Raw genomic sequence first — 19,596 nt, 5'->3', positions numbered from 1 at the left:
TCCCTAGACCTCTTGGGATCCTTTTCTACATAAAAAAGCTTAAGGACAGTTTATATTTCCTTTTCTTCGAACTTACGAACTCCTTTATTTTTAGACGTCACTGGTTTCAGACAACCGTAGCTTATTTTCCTTTTACCTATTAGACACTTACTGATATAATTGACCCAACCCTCTGAAGAATCAACAATCCATTATCAATACTCTCAATGAAGTACTTCTTATCATCTAAAATAACAACATCAGTTTCCTTTAATTTGGCTTCGCTTTTAAAATATATGAAGTTATCTGATCCAGGTACTGCTCCTTTATAGTAAATCATGCTGTTCTCAACTCCTTATAAAACTTATTTCACTTACACCAAAAAAAACGATCTTCCGCCTGTACCTTTGGTCCATGACTTCTTTCACTGGAATGCCATCCAATATTCCGGTTAACTAACTCTTGTAGCCAACGCAAAAACACCTCCCGAAATTGTCTCCATATCTTATGACATGGTTTTCTCTTGAAGGTGTTTTTAATTTATCTCACGCTATGGAGCCAGTCCCACCTGCTTCATCTGAAACGCTACTTGGTTTTGACTATTTGCCCCTGTGCTTCTTCTTCGCCTTTTGAACTCTAAGTTGATATTTCCTTTCATTTTCCACAAGATTTTGTTGACGATTATGCACTTTTCGTTGCAGTTTCCTGGATTCGAGGTCCAGCTTTATTGCCTCCTGAGCATGGCTAGATAAACCTCGTTGGGCAATCTCTCTAGACGCCTGCCGAGCTAGTCTTTTCGGATTTATTCGAGTGTTTTTACTTCGTTTCGCATCCGTTCCTACCTTCGTAAGGTTCATCAATTCCATCATTTTCTCGCTAACGAACTCTAATATCTCCGGATCCTTTGGCTCGTTGCCAAAAATATGACGACAAGCTTTTAGACGTCCTTGTTCTTCCTGCTCAATCACACCAATCCAGTACTTACAACTTTCATCAAACAATACGGTAAGCTTCACACTTACTCCCCCTCTGTTTTTACTGGAGTGATGGACATCCCGAGGGGGGAAGGTCACTGACACTGGAACTGACCCTGTGCGACCGGACTACCAACCGATCTGTGTTTTTACACTCCTTTAAGGTTATATCACATTTTTCACAATTGTTAAACCGTTCCACTATCCTGCCCGTTAGCTTAATGAAATTGCACCTTGAAACAGGCAGGGAATGCAGATGTTATCCGCGTATTGCGGATTATCAGTTGAATGAACTTCACCCGACTATTGCCATCGTATTGAAATGTTCGCGTATAAACAGCATTTCTATGTAGCTAGGATTACCATGTATACGATGATTAGCTCTCCAACGGCCCAAAGCTTGGAAAGTCCGCTCCACCTCTTCCCTGCGCATCCCTAGCCGAAAAGGACCGATACCGACATGCGGCCTTACGATAATAATTGCGTCAACTGCAAACTCCTCTTTATGACAACTTCTAATTATTTTTCTTCTGGAATGTCAACAATAATATAGTTTTCTTTTAGATTAACTTGAGGAAGTTCGGCTTGTTTAAAAACAACGTCATTCCAATTCTCCTTAGTGATTAAACCATATCCAGTAGAAGTAATATGAGGCATCCAGCGAAAGTTGGCGAATGTCGTATCTTTAAAATTCGGTAGGGAACCGTTCTCTTTTGCAAAGGAGCGGTTTATGAAATAAAGGTTATCTTGCGTAGTGGTTTTTTCGCTAATGCTAGCTTGCCACTTAAGATAAGCAGTGTTCTTCGTGATTTTATAATAGCGGAGTACATTATTATTGACCTCGATGAATCGGTCATGGGTGTTTTCCGGAAAATAATATTGAAGACTGGATGCTTCCATAATTGGTTTAAAGTCCTCCGTGAGCTGTGATACTCTAGGAAGATTGATTGCAGCATTTCTGGCCGTGCTTAATGCACTACTCTTAAAGTCAGTCAGCAGTTTCGCGCTTGGTTTTGAAACAAACGCCGTTCGGGTCTTTTGATTCCAAGTTACTGAACCGTCCAATGCTTCTGCAACAAAACGTAAGGGAATCATTGTTTTACCGTTTTGAACAAATGGAGCAGTACTTAATGAAACAGGAGATCCATTTTTTTGTGCTACTTTATTATTCATAGTCAACTGCAAGTTTGTGTCGCCCCCCTTCACTGTCGCTTGCTTGGCAGTATTATTCCAGGCAAACGTTAAGCCACCTAAATCTTTGAGTGAAGTCAGACTAAAAAATACCTGATTGTTCTTAATGAAAATATCTTTTGAATCTAAGTCATGATTATTCACAACAACTTGTGTTCCTTTTGGACTTTTTACTGCTGCGGCTGCCTCATTGGTTGGAAGTAACAAAATCGAAGAACATAGAACAGCAAAGGTAAATAATACCAATTTCTTCATCGCTAAAACCTCTTCTCTTCTTTATTCAACTTTCCTCTCCCGTTTACTTAATTAATCATTTCTTTTAAAAATAGAATAAGAAAAATATATCACTCCACCAACACCCAAAATCATTGATATCGCAAACAATATCCACACTATTTTCACATCAGTATCGCTAATACCGTTACCTACTGGACCAACTTTTGGTTCGAAAAAATGATTTAGTTTCCATATACCATAGAGAATGAGAAATATTGATGCGAACAATCCAACAAAATGTTTCTGTTTAATGTTTCACGCCCCCATCCGTACTGATAATAAAGTAACGCGGTCATTAAGTTAATAAATAGATAATACCACATATTGGAACTAACCTGCCCGTTAGCTTAATGAAATTGTATGGAAAGCAGTTAGATATTTATCTAATCGGTTATCGGCTCAAGTTCTTGTCCCCCGACATATAATCTCATCATTCAACCTGATTCTTCTGAACCCAGACAGATGGCGGCAGTGATGATCCAAAATCTGTGACAAACTGAGCCTGGAGCCAAGGTTACATTGAGTGGCGAAAGGGATGACTGGCAGTTGAAGCCATCACAACCCTTGTATCCCAAGGCATCATGGATTCGGATAGACGGCTCCATCCATACAGTTCCAAACAGCTGCTGAAGCGGCAGGAAGCAAGCGCCTTATTGTATCTAGCATTTGATTACTACAGATTGCCAATCCGTAATGAACAGAAACCATAGCTCTGAAAAAGTAAAAATGGCCTATAAAAATTGAAATGACGGGTGTCGATCATACGGAGTAAATCACTCACGTATGATCGACACCCGTCACCAGGATACATAACTTGCGGTTATTCCAGAAGCCCAGCCTCCCTGGCTTTTTGCACCGCTTCCTCCCGGTTGCGGACCCCCAGCTTCATATAAGCCGATGACGCATAGTTTCGAACCGTACCATCGGATAAGTACAATTTGGAAGCAATGCTTTTATATCGCAGCCCTTCGGACACGAACTGTAAAATTTCAAGCTCCCGCGGCGTTAAATCATAGGGCGATGACGCTTTGATTGACGAAGGATCATCCCCGCTATTGTCCGCTTCCAGTTGGGCAAATAATTTGTGCGACATGCCCTGATCGATCAGCGTGCCCCCGCGGTGGACGGTGCGAATCGTTTCAGCCAGCTCTAACGGCTGCATGGACTTCAATAGGTATCCATCCACCCCGCTTCGCATTGCCTCCATAGCCTGTTTGGTATCCTCGAACGTGGTGAGAATCAGAATCCGGATGTGGGGCCACGATTCTTTTATCGTACGGGATGCGGAGATTCCATCCACATTCGGCATCTCAACATCCATAAGCACCAGCTGCGGCCTAACTTGCCTGCACAGCTCGATCGCTTGCTCGCCATCCTCTGCCGTCCCGACAACCTGAAAATCCTGCTGCTCTTCCAGCAAAGTCCGCAAGCTTTCACGAATAACGGGGTGGTCATCGACGACCAACAGGCGGATGACTTCATCCTTAAGCTCCGTTTGTCTGGGTAGCGTGCAGGTAACGAGAGTGCCTTCTCCCCGCTCCGTATAGACGGCCACATAGCCTTGCAAAATCATCGCCCGCTCCTTCATGGCGTTGAGGCCAAAGCCCTCCCTTCCATGCTCCATCCCGCGGCCGTTATCTTGAATTTCCAGTCTCGTCTGTTGGGGCTCGAAATGCACGGAAACCTTAATCTCTGTCGAGTGTCCATGGCGCACGGCATTCGTCAACGACTCTTGCAGGCAGCGGTAGAGCGCTGTCTTCGCTTGCTTCATTACAGGGTATTCCTCCCCGTAGGCATGGAAAGTAACCGGCACCTTGGCATGTTCCTGAAACTCCTCCGCCAGCTTCCTCAAAGACTGAAGCAGCGGGAGAGTCTCATGCGGCGATTCGATTTGATGCACGTAGCCTCTGACCTCCTCCATATTTTGGCGGGCCAGGTTCAATAGGGAATCGAGACTTTCGGTTCCCGTATCCGTTGCCATCTGAGGACGCAACGTTTCCAATCCCATAATGAGCGAAGTGTAGGCATGACCGACGGTATCATGAAGCTCTTTGGACAGCCGGCTCCGTTCTTCGGCAAGCGTGATACGCTCGATTTGGGACAGGTACTGCTCCAACACCGCATTTTGCTCGCGAATCGTTTCGCCTTGACGATGATTGAGCACGAGTAAATGGAAGGAGAATCCGAAGATATACGCCAGCCCGATGTGAACGGCCATGACCCAGTATTCACTCTGCTCTGCAAGCTGCTTGATTATGGCTGGCAGGAGCAAGATGGTTACTGGCCCTGACCAGAGATAGGTCCTATGCGCGCTATGGGCAGCAATGAAAAATGCATACAGCAGGAATGCTAAGTAGGCTTGGGGAAAAAATGAAGCCAGATACAAACACAACCCACCCGAGATCACAATTTCGGTAAACAAGTAGTATTTATAATTGAGCTGCAAGCAAAGCCATGGAACGGAAAAAGCAATCAGCTGCCATAGGACAAGGACCACAATCGGCAGCGTGAAATATTGTTGCAGACTTATTGTCGTAAACACGAGAGAAATGCTGGATATCAGGCGGATTATAAACATAAGCCAGTCGTACCAGTACCATTGCTTGACCATATCGAACAAAACCATCATCCCCTAAAGACTTTCAGTATGACATTACGTAACTATTATAAAGTAAACTGCTATAGAGTAAACTATCCTCCGACGACCTACGAAGCGAAGCAGGGCATTCGTCTACCGGTTCACATGCTTGATCATTAGACGCGTGTAGCCGCCTATCCAACGCGCCAAGCGGTCTGCAAGCCAGCAGCTCACCAACATCAGTACGATCCCTGTGGCCGATACCATCATAGCTTTGGCAAACGTGTCTACCGTCGCACCCAAAATGGAAAGGCTGATAAACGGATAGAGGAACGGAACCGCAATCAATACAGGCGGCGCCACATAGAGTAAGGCCGCACTGATCAGACTTAAAATCCCTACCGGAAACTTCAACATCAGCCAGCCAATAGCGATCCAGTTGCGTCGGTTCAGCAACTCCTTTTTTGCTTGGAGCCAGTTGGATACTTTCGGGATGACAGCTTTAACACATGGCTCGGTGGTGATATCCATATAGATCTTGGTTTGTACTCGTTCGAATTGCAGGAAGGCAGTTGTCGTGCGCAAAACGTTAGCCAGGAGAGGAACGCCCACGACAGTAAACGAAAGACTCAAACCCAGAATAATGGCAACCAAATAAAAGCAGAAGTAAAACAATCCGGTGACGAAAGTAAACAGCAGGAAATAGCCGTTTTGAACAAAACTGGCGACGGTTCTTGCCATCAAAGAGCTCACATCCTTTGCAAGTAGTAAACGTATCCTACTGCTCTTGATGTCAATTCTGCCAGTGTCATAATGTCATATGACATAAAATGAACGGAGTGTAAGCTACGGTTATGACCAACTGCACAGTAGAATTGTTCAAAACCAGGAAGACCCCTGTGTGCCAGTATTCTCTTACTATACTACAGGGAAAAAAGTAATTAAGCACTAAACCAAATCAGCCAGCTTTATGCATTTTCTCTTTCAATGTGCTTTCATATTGAATGATCGCTCTAAAATTCAGCCCAGAACAAAATCATACACCGTATTCTCGCTGTCAACATGACAGTCCATATTTTGGAAGTCTATCGGTTTTTGACAAACATAAATCGTTAAAACAAAAAAGCCGCAACTAAGCGACTTTTAAGCATACATAATTAAGATTTTATTGATTCAGTTGAGAGGGCTTCACTTTCTGAATGTGAACGAGGATGTCAAATGTTTTACCTAATGATACATCAACAGTCGTTGGGATATCTGGACCTACCGTTGTTACTCCGGCAAAAATAGGATGTTGCTCGTTTATCCAAGTTTTAGTCACTCCGCTTGCCTTACGTAAATCAACAAAGAACTGGTCGTATTTGACTTGTCCAAACGTATAATTAAAATTGTTCGGGTCATCTAATTTTAAGATTCCATAGGGCCCGAATTGTTGGCTGGTGTTATAAACATTGTAACGTCCCTCGAAAACAGATGTTCCAATGGTTACATACCGTTTGCCATAATGTTCTGCTAAGTGCTGCCCAGCCATTTTAGGGTATACGAAAGGAAGCATATTTGTTTTCGACACGTGCCCATTATGGCCCCACACGATTGTTTTTCCTATATGTTCTTCAGTCCATTTCGCATTCTCATACATGGCAATATCGTGTTTCAAATAAAAGTCTTCCAGGTTATCAGGATATGCGGCTGTCATTGTCGTAAATTGCTCAATAATACGGGCATTTTGTTTGATCCATGCGAACTCTGGGGATTTTCCATTCAGTTTATGTTTATTTTGCTCTAATAAAGCGCTAATTTGTTTCGCATCTGAAACATACCGTGCTTTCGTTTCTTTCTTAAGGCCGCCAAAGGTATCTAAATCCTTGGTTACAGGAATAAGGCCTTTCATCTTTTGATCGAAACGAGTGACAAGTTTTGGATCGTATTTCTTTATATACGCTAGGATATTGTTATAAACACTCTCGTTTACGGTTTGTATATCCATGCCGATGATCCGTATTTTGGATTTATGCTTTGGATCCGCATTATATTGGCGTATCCATTGAAGCAGATCAATGATTTCTTTCGTGTTAAATACAGGACTTAGATATTGGCTTGGGTCCCCTTTACCCGTAAGAACATAGCGATCGAGTCCCAATGCTCTGTCCCATCCCTCTTCTAACACTAAGGCCTTAAAGCCCATTTCAGCTGTCAAATAATTAACAATGCGATGCTTCATGGTAAAAACTTCGTGAGCTCCATGCGTCGCTTCGCCTAAACCAACAATTGTAGCTGATCCGATCATATCCTTAAGCGGTCTTAAATCCTGAAGAGATGCTGTTGGATCCGTTGACTTTAATGGCATGGCATGCTTTTCTAACCATTTTATCTGCTCGGCTTTCTGATTGGAGTTGTAGGGAGCTATAAGAGAATCACCTACTTTCGAAGCTGCATGAATATTTCCTGTAAAACCAGCCAGTGTGATCATCGAAGCAGCAATTGCGATACCCATTTTCTGTTTCATAAAATCCTCTCCTTAAATACTTTGTGATTTGGTTTGATGAGATATATTCTAGTTCCCAGAACTCTCTTCTGTATCCTACTGCACTCGTTGTTATGTACAACAGTGTCAAAATGTCATATGACACGCCTTCCCCCGTTTACTTAATAAAAAGACGTATGCTGCCTCGATGAAATCAAATCGGGAATGTAACCATGTTCTTGTCATTGCTTGATAACCTAAATATAAAAAGCCGCATAATCAGCGGCTTCTAATGTTACTATGTTTTTGTCACCCGACAATTTTTACTAACTTAGTCAATCTCCTCCCCCACCGCCATCTCCCGAACCTCCATCATTGCCACTGTCACTACTGTAGTATGAACTCCCCCCGTCTGCTCCACTGTCACTATCGCTGCTCGGAGTTCTCCCGGAAGTTGTCCCCCCAGGTATTCCCTTCCAAGAACGATTAAAGACATAATCGATAGCGGTATCCACATCGTTATCAAACAGGGAAGAAGCCTCTGATAAAGGAAAATCCGGGTTTTCTTTGCTTACATTTCTCATAAAACGTTCTCCTACACCAAGTAATAGCGCATCTTCCCTCATCTTTTCCAGCATTTTGCGGTCATTATTAGCCCTTCCTACGTCATGTCCGCCTCTAGCCAGCTTTCGTCGATACCGCTTTATAGCGCTTCGGTAAGCTGCCGAACGCTGATCTAATGCTCCTCGGGGTAATAACCCAACAAGTAAAAATGAAAGAATTACGAAGTTCAAGTATTCGTCTACCAGGGGATCATACAAAATTGGAGCTGCCACGAAAAAGCAAACGACCAAAAAGACGATGATGTATCTTTTGAGGCGCCAGCGAAAAATAGCTAATATGAGTCCGCCGCCCAAAACAATGGCCAATACTCCTACCCATCCCCAAGGTGTTACGTCTGCAATGTACAGATAGATGAGCAAAACCAGATGTATGAGAGCTAGAGCCGGCATGATGACTTTTCTCGCCGCGTATTCCTTGTACATGATCCCTTTGCTATTCTCAGTCTCCACAAGCTCCTGCCAGCGGCTGAGTCCCTTTTTAAGACTTCTCATGCGCTTTATGTATTTACCCATAGTCGCTTTATTCCTGCGCTCTGTTTTCGTAGGGCCAGAAAATTTATCCAGGTTCAGGACAGTCGTACCGTGAGACAGCCAACCAAGCAAGTAACGGTCCGGTTTGTTCAGGGCTGTACGATTACCCTTGAATGTAAACTCGGGAAGCCTCTTCGGCGCTCTCGAATCTTCCTGGAATCGCATAGCTGATGGCACTAAGGAAAGACTCACCATACCTTTACGGCGCAGCGAAAATACACCGGCCAGCCCATCTGCAAGCCGGAGCTTTCCCTTCCGGAAAAGGTAAATCATATCGATTGGATCCATCGCTGCGATATCTTCGAAGCTGATCCTCCTCCCCCTCCACCAGGATGAAATCCTACGCAGTGAAAGGGAATAATATACGATACCTGCTATGGCTGCATAGGTCAGCCAGCGGCTGATATGTTGACCCGCTTTCAGTAAATGTTCACGCTTTTCGAATCTTTGCTGAAGCTTCTGTTCAGCTAACAGTCGTTCCGAGAGTGAGGCTGAGGTCTCTTCTGTTTCCCTCTCCGTCAGCACCTCTGGGGGGAAATACAACTTCAGCCTCGCACTATCCCCTTCAGGTAATAGCGCGTTTTCGTACCTGATCCAACGATTGTTTACTTCTGTCAAGCTGCCTCTTGAGCGATCGTAAGCAAATCCAGATAAATTCTCTTTTGCAGGCTGTTCCGTATATACCCTAACGGTTACGTTGCGATGATCAAACCTGTTATCTTTGAGTACGGTCCAATCCAGCTCTCCACGATCGTCATATTTCACAGCTTCTCGATCAAGCCTATAGCGATAATAGATCTGCCTCGTTTCATCTTTAGCTTGTAATTCGATGTAATAAGAACCCGATTTAGTTCTTAAATAGACCGGATAACGCTCCAAATTAACATAACCAAGATTACCGAGCTCTCGGTCATTCGGCGGTACATAAGCTTCAAAAAATTCAATATTCGCTCCCCCGAAATTGTCCATATATCTAGGAATTCTTTCATACTCTCCTTGTACTGTGTAAGTGAATAGCTCTTCCACATATAAGTCACCGTCCGCCATTACCTTGGCCATAACGTCCACTTGATCAATCGTTAACTCATTGTCGTTGCCACACCCGACTAAGATAACAACCCAAACAATACTAACTGCCAAAAGCATCGCATGTTTAATCTTTATTTTCACAGTAAACCTCCCGTTAATATACCAGGGCCTCACTGTCCATTTGTTGAACAAGAAGGCAGCAGATCACGTTGATATAAGCATCTTGCTTCTATTGATAATAGATGTCTTTCTGCTCCCAGATGCCATTGTCGCACTCTATGATGGATCTTAGCTCTACGTTTACATAATCTCCCCAATATCCCAGTGTAATAGAGTTTTCATGTAATGAAATCCACTGCAGTGACACGATAAAATGTTCTATATTAAAATTACTGTTTTCATAGACTTCTTTACAATAAAGCTGCACTCCATTATCAAATACATCCATTTTAGATAGAAAGTGTTCAAACATTTGATAAGAGATATTTTGGAAACCGTCTACTTCTATTGACCAATCCGAATGGGCGGATTCTAATAGTATTACATCTTTTGATTTATCCGCGTTTTCCCATGCCGTCAAAACTTCATTTGCTGAGAATCTGTTGAATTTAAACAACAGTTGTTGTTTCATCATTAGTGTCACTACCTTTCAAACTTCAATTACCTCTGCTTCTAAATTCATCAAGCATCCTCTTGCTTTCTCCTAATGAGCGAAGCTGGACAATATCCCCTCTTTCATTTAAAGTAAAATGTCCTTTGAAAGCATCTGGCATGGCATGATATTGTTTCTCTTCCTGCTCATATGCCTGAACAAAACAAGCATATCCATATTGATTTACTAAATACGGCAGCCCAAAAGTAGAGCGAAGCAGCTCATATTCTTGATAGTTATAAGGCGTGCTTTCAGGACGCTTCATCAGAATTTCAATGAATTTAGTCATTAGTTTCTCTACTTCTTTCTCAGTTGCATACTTTGCATAGCCTCGAATTGCAGTCAATCTCATATCTAGGTAGCGCTCTTTTTTAAACGCTTTTAAGAAGAATTCCTTTAAATCAATATCTTCACAGAACACAAGTGCTTTCAATATTGTGTTGCGAGTGTACAAATTTTTAGCCTTAAAATACAGTTCTATTAAAAATTCAACATCTTCATTTGACAACGTTATATCCTTACATCTTTCCAGCAGCTGTTGAAAATCGTCTTTATTTTCATACCCTCTTTTTTGGGACATCTTCTTAAGCTCTTCAATTATGTTTATCATTTGAATCCCTCCACCATTTCCTTCTCTTCTCTGGCTTTACCCTATTGGCACATCATTCGCCCTTATCTTTTTAACTTCTTAAACCTAGTTAAATATTCGCTGACCAATTGGAATTGCACTAACATGTCCCGTTAGTGCAATGGAGTGTCACCTAAATATTATAAAGGAAACATTCCCCATCTGTCTGATAATAATGACCACCCATTACGCAAAACTGCCAGTTAGATTGTTTGGTATACATAGTTAGATGCTTATCTAATCGGTAATCGGCTCATGTTCTTGTACCGATAAAACAAAAAAGCCGCTATTTTAGCGACTTTCTAAGGGAGCATGTTCTAGTCCCTCGACATGATTTCTTTTTTTGGCTACATATACCTAAAGCTATGATCCAAAAAAGGCCAACCGAATGGATTGGTTGACCTCATTCTCCTTCATGTCATTGCGTGAATCATCCCTTCTTCGGTGCGGCGATCTGACGTGCTACCCTATCGGCTAATGTTGCATCGGCCTGGAATAAATAGCCTAACACAACCCTTTGAATCTCATGAGAAGCCGCCGATAAGTCATCAGCGAGGTTCTGAACAAGATGATCCTGCTGAACTTGTGTGAGCGATTGGTAGAATTGTCCCGCTTGCGTGAAATTATCGGCCTTCGGAATATCGGATCGAACGAGCCGACCGGCTACATAACGACCTGCCCCGCTCGTTACCTGTTCAGTCGGTGACCAGTTTGCTTGATGGTTAATCGGAATTTTGCGGAAATCCGATCCAAGGCGATGCCGCTGTGAATCCCAATAAATATTGCTGCGACCTTGCAGCATTTTATCATCGGACAGCTCGGCACCATCCAGAAGATTTGACGGGGAGAATGCCAGCTTCTCGATCTGCTCCTGATAATCAGTAGGGTTCGTATCCAATACGAGTCGACCAACCGGCAGCAGAGGGAATTGATGCACATCCCACACTTTCGTGTCATCCAGCGGATCGAACGACAGCATCGCTTCATCCTCTGGGTTCATCAACTGCAAATACAGCCCGTATTGGACCGGTGTGCCTTTGGCAATCGCGTCATACAGATCTTTACCCGAATAATCCGGGTTCTCGCAAGCCAAACGAGCTGCTTCTTGCGCATCGATATATTGCTCTCCAGCCAACGGAATCCAGCGATATTTGACGTAGAAGCGGACGTTCTGTGCATTTTTCCAAACATAGGTGTTAACACTGTGTCCTGGCGTATGGCGGAAGCTCTTGACCGTCCCTTCGTCCGAGTACAGACGTACAACGAAATGGGTTGCCTCTGGCGCTGTAGCAATGAAACCCCAGAATCGATTCGGATCGATGAGATTGTTAACTGGTGATGGCAGGAAAGCATGAATTGACTCAGGGAACCGGATCGGGTCTCGTACGAGGAACACAGGGATATGATTACAGAGCAGGTCGAACACGCCATGCTCGGTATAAAATTTCGTCGAGAATCCACGCACGTTGCGGGATGTATCGGGTGTCCCTTTGTTGCTGACCGCAAGTGAGAAACGAACTGTAACGGGTACCCGTTGTCCCGGCTGCTGCAAGAAGCACAGGTTCGTATAAGCGGCCATCGAGTGAAGGGTTTCAAAATAACCCATGGCACCAAACCCCTTCACGTGGACCGGACGCTCTAATAGCTTTTCATGGACAAAGGTTTCAAGTGTTTCATGCAGCATGCTGTCCTGTTCCAGAATCGGTCCCCGTTCCCCCACCGTTTGCGAATGGTGTTCCGGCGACTGCATAGCACTCCATTGTGATTGAGCATTGCCTCTCTGCCAGCTTCGATCGTTTGCCTGATTGTTAGCTTTGTTACCGTCCATTGACCCGCCTCCCATACCTACATTCTCGGGGATATATATGCATGGCTATGTACGGGTATGACAGCATGTCAAATTGTAAATTGAATTGAAATGAGTAAATGTGTATCCCATCACATAGTAGAGAAATCCTGTAAACACACTACGTTATCCGCATAGCTTTCTGCTGCGCTTTCAGACACAGTTCTGCCGCCATAAAAGCGGATCGAGCGCAACAGCGGCGATGATAAATTCACCCGGCTTCACCACCGGACTGGGCTTCCCCTTCGGGGCATAGTTCATTCCGTCGCTTTTCTGCATCATGATAATCCTCCGCCCATATCATTTTTTTTCGCCATAATTGCTTCCTGTCGTGATCTTCCCATCCTCAAAATTCTCAATGCTCTTGCCCTTTTGGTAAAAATAAGGAACGTTTAGTTGAGCACCCTCTTGCGTATAGAAGGGATCATTCTTTTGTAGCGGGAGTTGCACGTTCTCTCCCATGCTTGCGGATTGGTAGATGCTCATGATCAACTCTAGCGTGCTGCGGCCGTCTTCTCCGTCGATGAGCACCGGCGTTCCATGCTCGATCGCGCTCAGCACATTGTCGATCTGACCAGTATGACCTTCGTACGGCAAATCCGGCAATTCGTCATAGTATTTCTGGATTTTTTCTTCTAGTTCCAAATCGCGATCAGGGAATCCGTTCGGCAAGGAAGTGGAAGCCGTTACCCGCCACGGGGCAGAAATCCGTGCATACTGTCCTTGGAAGATGTATTGCTGTTCTTCTCCGTGGTGGACGACCGAGCTGGTAAGTTGCCCCAAAGCTCCATTCGGATATTTCATCATCGCGATGGATAAATCCTCAACCTCGGCATTGTCATGCGCGACATTAGCCATGTAGGCTTGTACGTGGCTAGGACGACCAAGCATCCACAGCAATCCGTCGATATGATGTACGGCATGGTTCAGCGTAGGGCCTCCCCCCTCTTTCTCCCAAGTGCCGCGCCACCATAAGTCGTAATAACTATGGCCCCGCCACCAAAAAGAATCCACTTGGGCATGCAGAATCTTGCCGGCCAGACCGCTATCCAGCACTTGTTTCAGCTTCATAATCGGATTTCTGAATCGATTCTGGGCGATCACGGACAACACCTTGCCGTTAATTCGTGCCGCTTCGATCATGTCATCACATTCCTTAAGCGACGCTGCCATAGGTTTCTCAACAATGACATGGCTTCCTGCGTTCAGGAAATCGACCGCAACCTGCGCATGAACGTACGGAGGCATACAAATGGACACGAGATCGATTCCGTCTTGAAGCAGTTCCTTATAATCGTGTGCGATTTTAGCCTCCAGTCCGTACTGATCCCGCCTTACTTCAGCCTTCTCTGGGTAAAGATCGCATAAGGCAACAATTTTACAGCGGTCCTTAAACTGCAGATATGCTTCGATATGACTGGGCGAAATTGCACCCGTACCTATAATCGCAACCTTTAACATACGTTATTTTTTACCTCCCAACTTTATTTTTTATATAAAAAATTATATGCGGTGCAAACTTGTAAATGTGTTTTGCTATGGGGGAAAAATAACGCTAGATTGCGGATTGTATGGTATATTCAATGCATGTACGAAGACGAGGAAGAAGGAGGCAAACAAGTTGTCATTCGTTGCAAGCAACTACAGTATCTCTCCCTTGTACTTTGCCTATAGACGTAAAAGCGAAAATTACGAGCATAAAGAGACTTTCCATTCCCATCTTGGCCTTGAAGTGTTGTTCATTCATCAAGGAAGGGGGACCATGATCGTTAACAACAACAGCTATGAGATTAAACCGGGCATGCTTTGTATATTTCAGCCCTGTCAACTCCACCACCTAAAGCTTGAATACGACGATCATCAATGCTTCGAACGTTCGATTGCGATTTTTGAACCGACGGTGTTTGAGGCTTATTTTAAACAGTGGCCCGCTCTCCATGAATTTTACAATTTTATTTATCTAGGCAATCTTCCTTTCCCTTGTTTATACGAGGTCGACGACCCGTATCTGGAAGGTGCATACAAGAGCATGAACGATCGATTCCCGACGCTGTCCGACACGGAAAAACATGAAGAAATTTCGCTGTTTCTTGTCGCACTTTTTCGCTCCTTGAAACCAATCTGGGATAAGCGGAAAGTACGGAGTTCAACTTACCAAGCCCGTAAAAATCATCGGGTGGAGCACATCTTAACCTGGATTGAGACCAATTATACGATTCCTTTCCGATTGGACGACATGGCGAAGTCGCTGCATCTATCTCCCTACCATTTATCACATCTCTTTAAAGAAGCGACAGGGATCAGCATCACGGAATACATAGCAGCCCGAAGGATTCATCAATCCATACAGCTCCTAGCGACTACAAAAAAACCGATCTCGCTTATTGCGGAGGAGATCGGATTAACGAATAGCTCTTATTTTTGCAAATTGTTTAAGTCGCAAATGGGAATCACGCCGCATCAATATCGAAAAAAATGGACGAGTACTTAAATAACGGGAATGCGCCTGATATTTATATGGACCTTAGATAAAAAAGTTGATCGTGTCAAGCATGATCAAAGATAGTACACGAACTGGGATGTAAAATCAATGATTGATATAATGGTCATATAATTGCTCGATGGTTGTAAAACGTTCGACTTCTCTACCGACCTTACCATATTCGTCTACATATTCATCCATCATTTCAAGGAACTTCTCTTTCATTACTGATAAATCACTTGCATCAAAGTACTGCATAAGATCAAATTTCTTGGTCCCTTTCTCCGCAGCCATTTCATCAAGATATCCTTGTGCTCCAAAGGCCGAAAGAAAGGCATAGGAGGCATCGTTCGTTTTAACACTGTTCAAGATTTTATTGCGGTAGTTGCACCACAATTCTTCGTAAGTTCCCCTCAGATTATCAAAAGTCGGAGCGGGTTTAACAATGAAGTTATCACACATCTTGCTATGTAACCTCGTAACGCTTTTCAACATATTAAAAGAGGCAATTCGGATATCTTCAATGGTATGAGCTTCGATGACAGACATGTATAAGGATTCGAGGTCATCTGGAACATGGCGATACGAGCGTATTTCTTCTAAATATCGCTTGACACCTCGTTTGATGCACGTGTTATTCATGCTGACCAAGGCATTGACCAAATTGTACAGAACGCCGGCAGATGCATGTCTCACTGAACCGATATTATCACCCAGCATCGTATCGGTGTATGCTTGCTTAGCCAGATCGATCCATTTTTTTGCTCGATTAAGACACGCTTCTCCTATCGGCTCCGCAAGCGCATCAAGAGCTTTTTGCCTAAAGTCGTTCAATTTCTCCAAATCCTCAGGCTTTGCATAATAGAGAATTTTAAGCTCGGTTAGGCTCGACACGTTAGGACTCTCTAAGATGGATTGTGCGTGTATTCTTGTATCCCATGGGGTGCAATAGATGTCATAGCCAACGTCATCTAAGATGAAGCAATCGGATATTCCCCATCCCCTTTCCGTATTATTTATGATAATTAAATCAAGATCGCTCTTTTCGTGAAAGTCCCCGGTGCTAAACGAACCAGTAAGCCCAATAATTGCGATATCGTCTTGAAAATCTCTTCTTGCGCGTTCGATCACCATGTTGATCAGTAGTTCATTTTTGTCCAGCAGCTTCTTCTTTATGATTTCGTTCATTCGTTACACCCCTTCGTATGAGCTGGCCGTCCTTCATCACAACAACCTCAACTAGAGTCTATCGATTTAGAGGTGCGGTTGCTATGTATAAGTTGATTTAATTCATCTTTGCACAAAATCCGCTAAACCGTCGATATGACGATCAAGCGGATTTCAGTAGTTCTTTTTTCTTTATGCCTTCGCATGACAAGAAATGCCGATCCGCCAATAAACAGTCCGTTAGCTTAATGCCTGCAGCAAGTTTAGCTTTGTACCTCCGTTTATGCGGGCATCCGCTTATTGTTCTGTGAAATTGAAGGATTTAATGGAAAATAAATCAAACATCACCATAATACTTTTAACAAAAATATGACTGAAGATGTATTTCCGATTTGACATCATTTTGATTTAAAAATTTCATTAAATCATGACTCAGCTGCACAATCTCATTATTCGCATTATTCGCATAATCCGGCAACATCATATCCCTAACCATTTTAGTTCGTAGCCATGTCATAAAGAAAAGATCCAAAAATAAGTTTGGAAATTTAAGCACCATTTTAAGCATGGGTGGATCAATTGAAACGCCAGCTTTTTGTATTGCCAATAGATACGCTTTTAAAGTGATTGTTATTTGGCGTGCCGTCTTTCTGGTTCCGATTCTTTTTTTGTCAATTATCTTATTTTCAGACTGCAAAACGCTCAACATGGCAATATCTGATACGGAATGCGTGATGAGATACGCTTGCATATCCTTTTTAATAACGTAGGGAAGCTTTGCTGTTTTAAATAATTTTGCGAGTTTTTCGATGCGTTCAGTCACTTCACCATTCATTTCTCCAAATGCAGTTGCCGCTATAATCTTTGGTAGAAATCGAGCATGCAATACTCCATCTTTAATCTGTCCGCCGAAGCCGGGAAAAGCAGGTAAAAGTCGATCCCCTACAATATCCAGCCACGAAGAAAACCCAATTGAATTACTAGTCATCGTAACTATATGTTTGCTTTGATTATCTTTTAGCGCTAACAACGCTGATTCGGACCGATCATAACGAACGGTGACGAAAATAAAATCGTATATATCGTCATTTTCGAGCGAATCAATGACCTTCACTTGTATAGATTTAACTGAACCTTTTTCTGTATACTGCAGGCCATTTTCGCTTAATGATTTAAATCTTTTAGAATGTGCAAACAGCGTAACGTCAAACCCTGCTTCAATAAGCTTCATTGCGTACATGCTCCCGATGACACCTGCACCAAAAATTAAAATTCTGTCTTGTTTTGCTGACATGAAAACCACCCCTACTTATTAACATTTCCTTTGGATTATCAGACAACATGTTGTATGATGTGATCATAAATCTTTATTATTCCTTGATCAACCATCAGTATTTTAGAATTTGTCGGATGATATTTTTATTGGCTAGTAGGAGGGTATCATGAAAAAGCAACCTCAAATAACGGAGAAAACAAGACAAACGTTTATAGAAGTTTTTTGTGAGTTATATAGCCAAAAGCCGATTGAAAAGATTTCGGTACAGGAAATTGCGAATAAGTCAGGATATAACCGCAGCACCTTTTATCAATACTTTACTGACATTTACGAATTGTTAGACTCTGTTGAAAATGACTTATTAAATGACATGAAAAAAGAATTGGCGAATAAAGAGCTATCGATGCATACGGTTCAAGATACGCTCTATTGTCTGGATAAAAGAGAACATCTCCTGATCCTTAATGCCCTTTTGGGTGATTATGGAAGTACCCGTTTTTTAAAACGCTTAAAAAAAGAAATCACTTTGGATCAATTAGAATTAAACGTTCCGCAAAACCATTCCTTAACGCCATACTTCATTGAGTTTTACCTCACAACTTCCCTTTCTCTATTTCGTCTTTGGCTCCAGCGTCAAAACGACTTATCGTCAGAAGAATTTTTCAAGTTAGTGGAGAACCTATATTCAAGAGGGATTACGCCCTATTTTAAAGAATGAGCCTGTCATTCAAACCGAATCCATATGTTGTATAACTATAAAAAACGCGCATAAGACAGCCTGACTAACTATAGCTTAATCGCAATTTTTCCAAAACCCAAAGGGAAACACACGATCGATGACCGGATGCAGTTGATTCGCTGTAATCGCATGATTCAGTGTCTCGAACATTTCTCGACTGCCTCCATTAATTCTTTGAATGGTCGGCTTTTTCAACATAACCGAAGGAACATTAAATTTCTTGAGGAACATTAAATTCCTTTGCATTTATACCGGTCCGAAAGGCCATCCTCCAAGACAACGCCTGCTGGTTTACCGCAACGGCCCCTCGCAAAAGCATTTAACTTATACACTTCCACATTCATGTTCCTCTCGTCCTCTCCTTATCTTAAAAAAACCGATGTGCGCATCCGTACGTCCTACTCGATGCCATGAAACGGTTGTCGGGGCTCCCGCGCAATTTGGAATCGTTCCGTATTTGTAACATCGTCGAAGTTCATTAAATTTGACCGATTTTTCGGATGAAATTATACAAAAATACAAAGTCGCTAATCAGCGACTTTGTATTAGGGCATAATCAAATTTTGATGTTAGTTCGTTCAATCTGAGATTCTATTACATCATATAGAGCAAGTTTATAGTTTATTTTATCCAAATTAAGATATAGCTCTCTTATGCTTTTCTCAATTTCTTTTTTATGATGGAGCATCATCATTTTTCGTTCCGAAATCGTCGAATCCCCTTCTTTATACAAGTAGACATACTTCTGAATTTGGGCAATCGGCATTCCTGTTGCTCTAAGCGCAGTAACGAAGTGAATCCAGCTTAAATCATTTTCGTCATATAACCGCTTCCCATTTTCATTTCTCTTCACATGTGGAAGCAGCCCCTCCTTTTCGTAATATCGAAGTGTGGGAGCCGCTATTCCTGTCAATTCAGTCACTTTCCTTATAGTCAACATAAATAAAACTCATCGCCTCCTAATTAAAGTAAACTTTAACTGATTTTTTGGCATATCCAATTAAATAATCCAAATTTATGCTGTGAAAGAAGAAGGAAGATAGGATTAAATCAAATATTTCACTGTTTCATTATACACTTTTTTTTCAGTGGAAAAGTCTTGACTTAAAGTGAACTTTATAATCTATGATAACAACGTAATTAAAAATGAGCTCTGGAAGG

Annotated in this window: 17 protein-coding genes; 2 read left to right on the top strand and 15 right to left on the bottom strand. The window is 42.7% G+C overall.

Annotated elements, in window-relative coordinates:
* Positions 1–139 precede the first annotated feature (139 nt).
* From JNUCC32_RS09890 to JNUCC32_RS09840, 12 genes are all read right to left on the bottom strand, one after another.
* Positions 140–319 (bottom strand): hypothetical protein, encoded by a 180-nt coding sequence (locus tag JNUCC32_RS09890; RefSeq protein ID WP_192571851.1) that lies wholly within the window; start codon positions 317–319, stop codon positions 140–142.
* Between the two features lie 259 nt (positions 320–578).
* Positions 579–995, bottom strand: coding sequence for a YjdF family protein (locus JNUCC32_RS09885; protein ID WP_192571850.1), 417 nt, complete (start codon positions 993–995; stop codon positions 579–581).
* Between the two features lie 477 nt (positions 996–1,472).
* Positions 1,473–2,399: a copper amine oxidase N-terminal domain-containing protein gene (locus JNUCC32_RS09880; protein ID WP_192571849.1), complete on the bottom strand. Its 927-nt coding sequence runs from the start codon at positions 2,397–2,399 to the stop codon at positions 1,473–1,475.
* A gap of 841 nt (positions 2,400–3,240) precedes the next feature.
* Positions 3,241–5,031 carry a helix-turn-helix transcriptional regulator gene (locus tag JNUCC32_RS09875; RefSeq protein WP_192572644.1) on the bottom strand — a complete coding sequence of 597 codons (1,791 nt, stop codon included), beginning with the start codon at positions 5,029–5,031 and terminating at the stop codon, positions 3,241–3,243.
* A gap of 120 nt (positions 5,032–5,151) precedes the next feature.
* Positions 5,152–5,739 (bottom strand): sensor domain-containing protein, encoded by a 588-nt coding sequence (locus JNUCC32_RS09870; RefSeq protein ID WP_192571848.1) that lies wholly within the window; start codon positions 5,737–5,739, stop codon positions 5,152–5,154.
* Positions 5,740–6,163: 424 nt separating this feature from the next.
* A complete protein-coding gene (locus JNUCC32_RS09865) occupies positions 6,164–7,504 on the bottom strand; it encodes an erythromycin esterase family protein (protein ID WP_192571847.1) in 1,341 nt (446 codons plus the stop codon).
* 293 nt (positions 7,505–7,797) lie between these two features.
* A complete protein-coding gene (locus JNUCC32_RS09860) occupies positions 7,798–9,786 on the bottom strand; it encodes a DUF2207 domain-containing protein (RefSeq protein WP_192571846.1) in 1,989 nt (662 codons plus the stop codon).
* 88 nt (positions 9,787–9,874) lie between these two features.
* Complete coding sequence (locus JNUCC32_RS09855; RefSeq protein WP_192571845.1) at positions 9,875–10,279, bottom strand: hypothetical protein; 405 nt, start codon at positions 10,277–10,279, stop codon at positions 9,875–9,877.
* 22 nt (positions 10,280–10,301) lie between these two features.
* Entirely contained in the window at positions 10,302–10,907 is a 606-nt protein-coding gene (locus JNUCC32_RS09850) for a hypothetical protein (RefSeq protein ID WP_192571844.1), read from the bottom strand.
* A 448-nt stretch (positions 10,908–11,355) separates the two neighbouring features.
* On the bottom strand, positions 11,356–12,753 hold the full coding sequence (locus tag JNUCC32_RS09845) for a catalase (protein WP_192571843.1): 1,398 nt from the start codon (positions 12,751–12,753) through the stop codon (positions 11,356–11,358).
* A 171-nt stretch (positions 12,754–12,924) separates the two neighbouring features.
* Positions 12,925–13,053, bottom strand: coding sequence for a hypothetical protein (locus JNUCC32_RS31695; protein ID WP_255250540.1), 129 nt, complete (start codon positions 13,051–13,053; stop codon positions 12,925–12,927).
* Between the two features lie 18 nt (positions 13,054–13,071).
* A complete protein-coding gene (locus JNUCC32_RS09840; RefSeq protein ID WP_192571842.1) occupies positions 13,072–14,232 on the bottom strand; it encodes a Gfo/Idh/MocA family protein in 1,161 nt (386 codons plus the stop codon).
* 160 nt (positions 14,233–14,392) lie between these two features.
* On the opposite strand from JNUCC32_RS09840, the gene JNUCC32_RS09835 reads away from it, so the two are divergent.
* Positions 14,393–15,262 (top strand): helix-turn-helix transcriptional regulator, encoded by an 870-nt coding sequence (locus tag JNUCC32_RS09835; protein ID WP_096773788.1) that lies wholly within the window; start codon positions 14,393–14,395, stop codon positions 15,260–15,262.
* A gap of 96 nt (positions 15,263–15,358) precedes the next feature.
* Here JNUCC32_RS09835 and JNUCC32_RS09830 read toward each other — a convergent pair whose 3' ends face one another.
* Together JNUCC32_RS09830 and JNUCC32_RS09825 are read right to left on the bottom strand one after the other, a co-directional pair.
* Positions 15,359–16,441, bottom strand: a complete 1,083-nt coding sequence (locus tag JNUCC32_RS09830; protein WP_192571841.1) for a nucleotidyltransferase domain-containing protein — start codon at positions 16,439–16,441, stop codon at positions 15,359–15,361.
* 337 nt (positions 16,442–16,778) lie between these two features.
* Positions 16,779–17,714 carry a ketopantoate reductase family protein gene (locus JNUCC32_RS09825; protein WP_192571840.1) on the bottom strand — a complete coding sequence of 312 codons (936 nt, stop codon included), beginning with the start codon at positions 17,712–17,714 and terminating at the stop codon, positions 16,779–16,781.
* Between the two features lie 148 nt (positions 17,715–17,862).
* Between JNUCC32_RS09825 and JNUCC32_RS09820 the strand changes: the two genes are divergently transcribed.
* The gene (locus JNUCC32_RS09820; RefSeq protein WP_192571839.1) at positions 17,863–18,414 is read left to right on the top strand and encodes a TetR/AcrR family transcriptional regulator; all 552 of its coding nucleotides are present in this window, start codon (positions 17,863–17,865) and stop codon (positions 18,412–18,414) included.
* A gap of 577 nt (positions 18,415–18,991) precedes the next feature.
* Here JNUCC32_RS09820 and JNUCC32_RS09815 read toward each other — a convergent pair.
* A complete protein-coding gene (locus tag JNUCC32_RS09815; protein ID WP_192571838.1) occupies positions 18,992–19,375 on the bottom strand; it encodes a MerR family transcriptional regulator in 384 nt (127 codons plus the stop codon).
* Positions 19,376–19,596 lie beyond the last annotated feature (221 nt).

It is taken from the genome of Paenibacillus sp. JNUCC32, assembly GCF_014863545.1.
Taxonomy (GTDB): domain Bacteria; phylum Bacillota; class Bacilli; order Paenibacillales; family Paenibacillaceae; genus Paenibacillus_AQ; species Paenibacillus_AQ lautus_A.
The sequence above is the reverse complement of the archived record's forward strand: the minus strand, read 5'-3'. Positions and strand labels throughout refer to the sequence as shown.

Excerpts from the sequence above, each read along its gene's own strand:
- JNUCC32_RS09870 (WP_192571848.1), bottom strand. The coding sequence starts at position 5,739 with ATGGCAAGAACCGTCGCCAGTTTTGTTCAAAACGGCTATTTCCTGCTG.
- JNUCC32_RS09845 (WP_192571843.1), bottom strand. The coding sequence starts at position 12,753 with ATGGACGGTAACAAAGCTAACAATCAGGCAAACGATCGAAGCTGGCAG.
- JNUCC32_RS09815 (WP_192571838.1), bottom strand. The coding sequence starts at position 19,375 with ATGTTGACTATAAGGAAAGTGACTGAATTGACAGGAATAGCGGCTCCC.
- JNUCC32_RS09880 (WP_192571849.1), bottom strand. The coding sequence starts at position 2,399 with ATGAAGAAATTGGTATTATTTACCTTTGCTGTTCTATGTTCTTCGATT.
- JNUCC32_RS09850 (WP_192571844.1), bottom strand. The coding sequence starts at position 10,907 with ATGATAAACATAATTGAAGAGCTTAAGAAGATGTCCCAAAAAAGAGGG.
- JNUCC32_RS09820 (WP_192571839.1), top strand. The coding sequence starts at position 17,863 with ATGAAAAAGCAACCTCAAATAACGGAGAAAACAAGACAAACGTTTATA.
- JNUCC32_RS09875 (WP_192572644.1), bottom strand. The coding sequence starts at position 5,031 with ATGGTCAAGCAATGGTACTGGTACGACTGGCTTATGTTTATAATCCGC.
- JNUCC32_RS09890 (WP_192571851.1), bottom strand. The coding sequence starts at position 319 with ATGATTTACTATAAAGGAGCAGTACCTGGATCAGATAACTTCATATAT.
- JNUCC32_RS09830 (WP_192571841.1), bottom strand. The coding sequence starts at position 16,441 with ATGAACGAAATCATAAAGAAGAAGCTGCTGGACAAAAATGAACTACTG.
- JNUCC32_RS09825 (WP_192571840.1), bottom strand. The coding sequence starts at position 17,714 with ATGTCAGCAAAACAAGACAGAATTTTAATTTTTGGTGCAGGTGTCATC.
- JNUCC32_RS09855 (WP_192571845.1), bottom strand. The coding sequence starts at position 10,279 with ATGATGAAACAACAACTGTTGTTTAAATTCAACAGATTCTCAGCAAAT.
- JNUCC32_RS31695 (WP_255250540.1), bottom strand. The coding sequence starts at position 13,053 with ATGATGCAGAAAAGCGACGGAATGAACTATGCCCCGAAGGGGAAGCCC.
- JNUCC32_RS09865 (WP_192571847.1), bottom strand. The coding sequence starts at position 7,504 with ATGAAACAGAAAATGGGTATCGCAATTGCTGCTTCGATGATCACACTG.
- JNUCC32_RS09840 (WP_192571842.1), bottom strand. The coding sequence starts at position 14,232 with ATGTTAAAGGTTGCGATTATAGGTACGGGTGCAATTTCGCCCAGTCAT.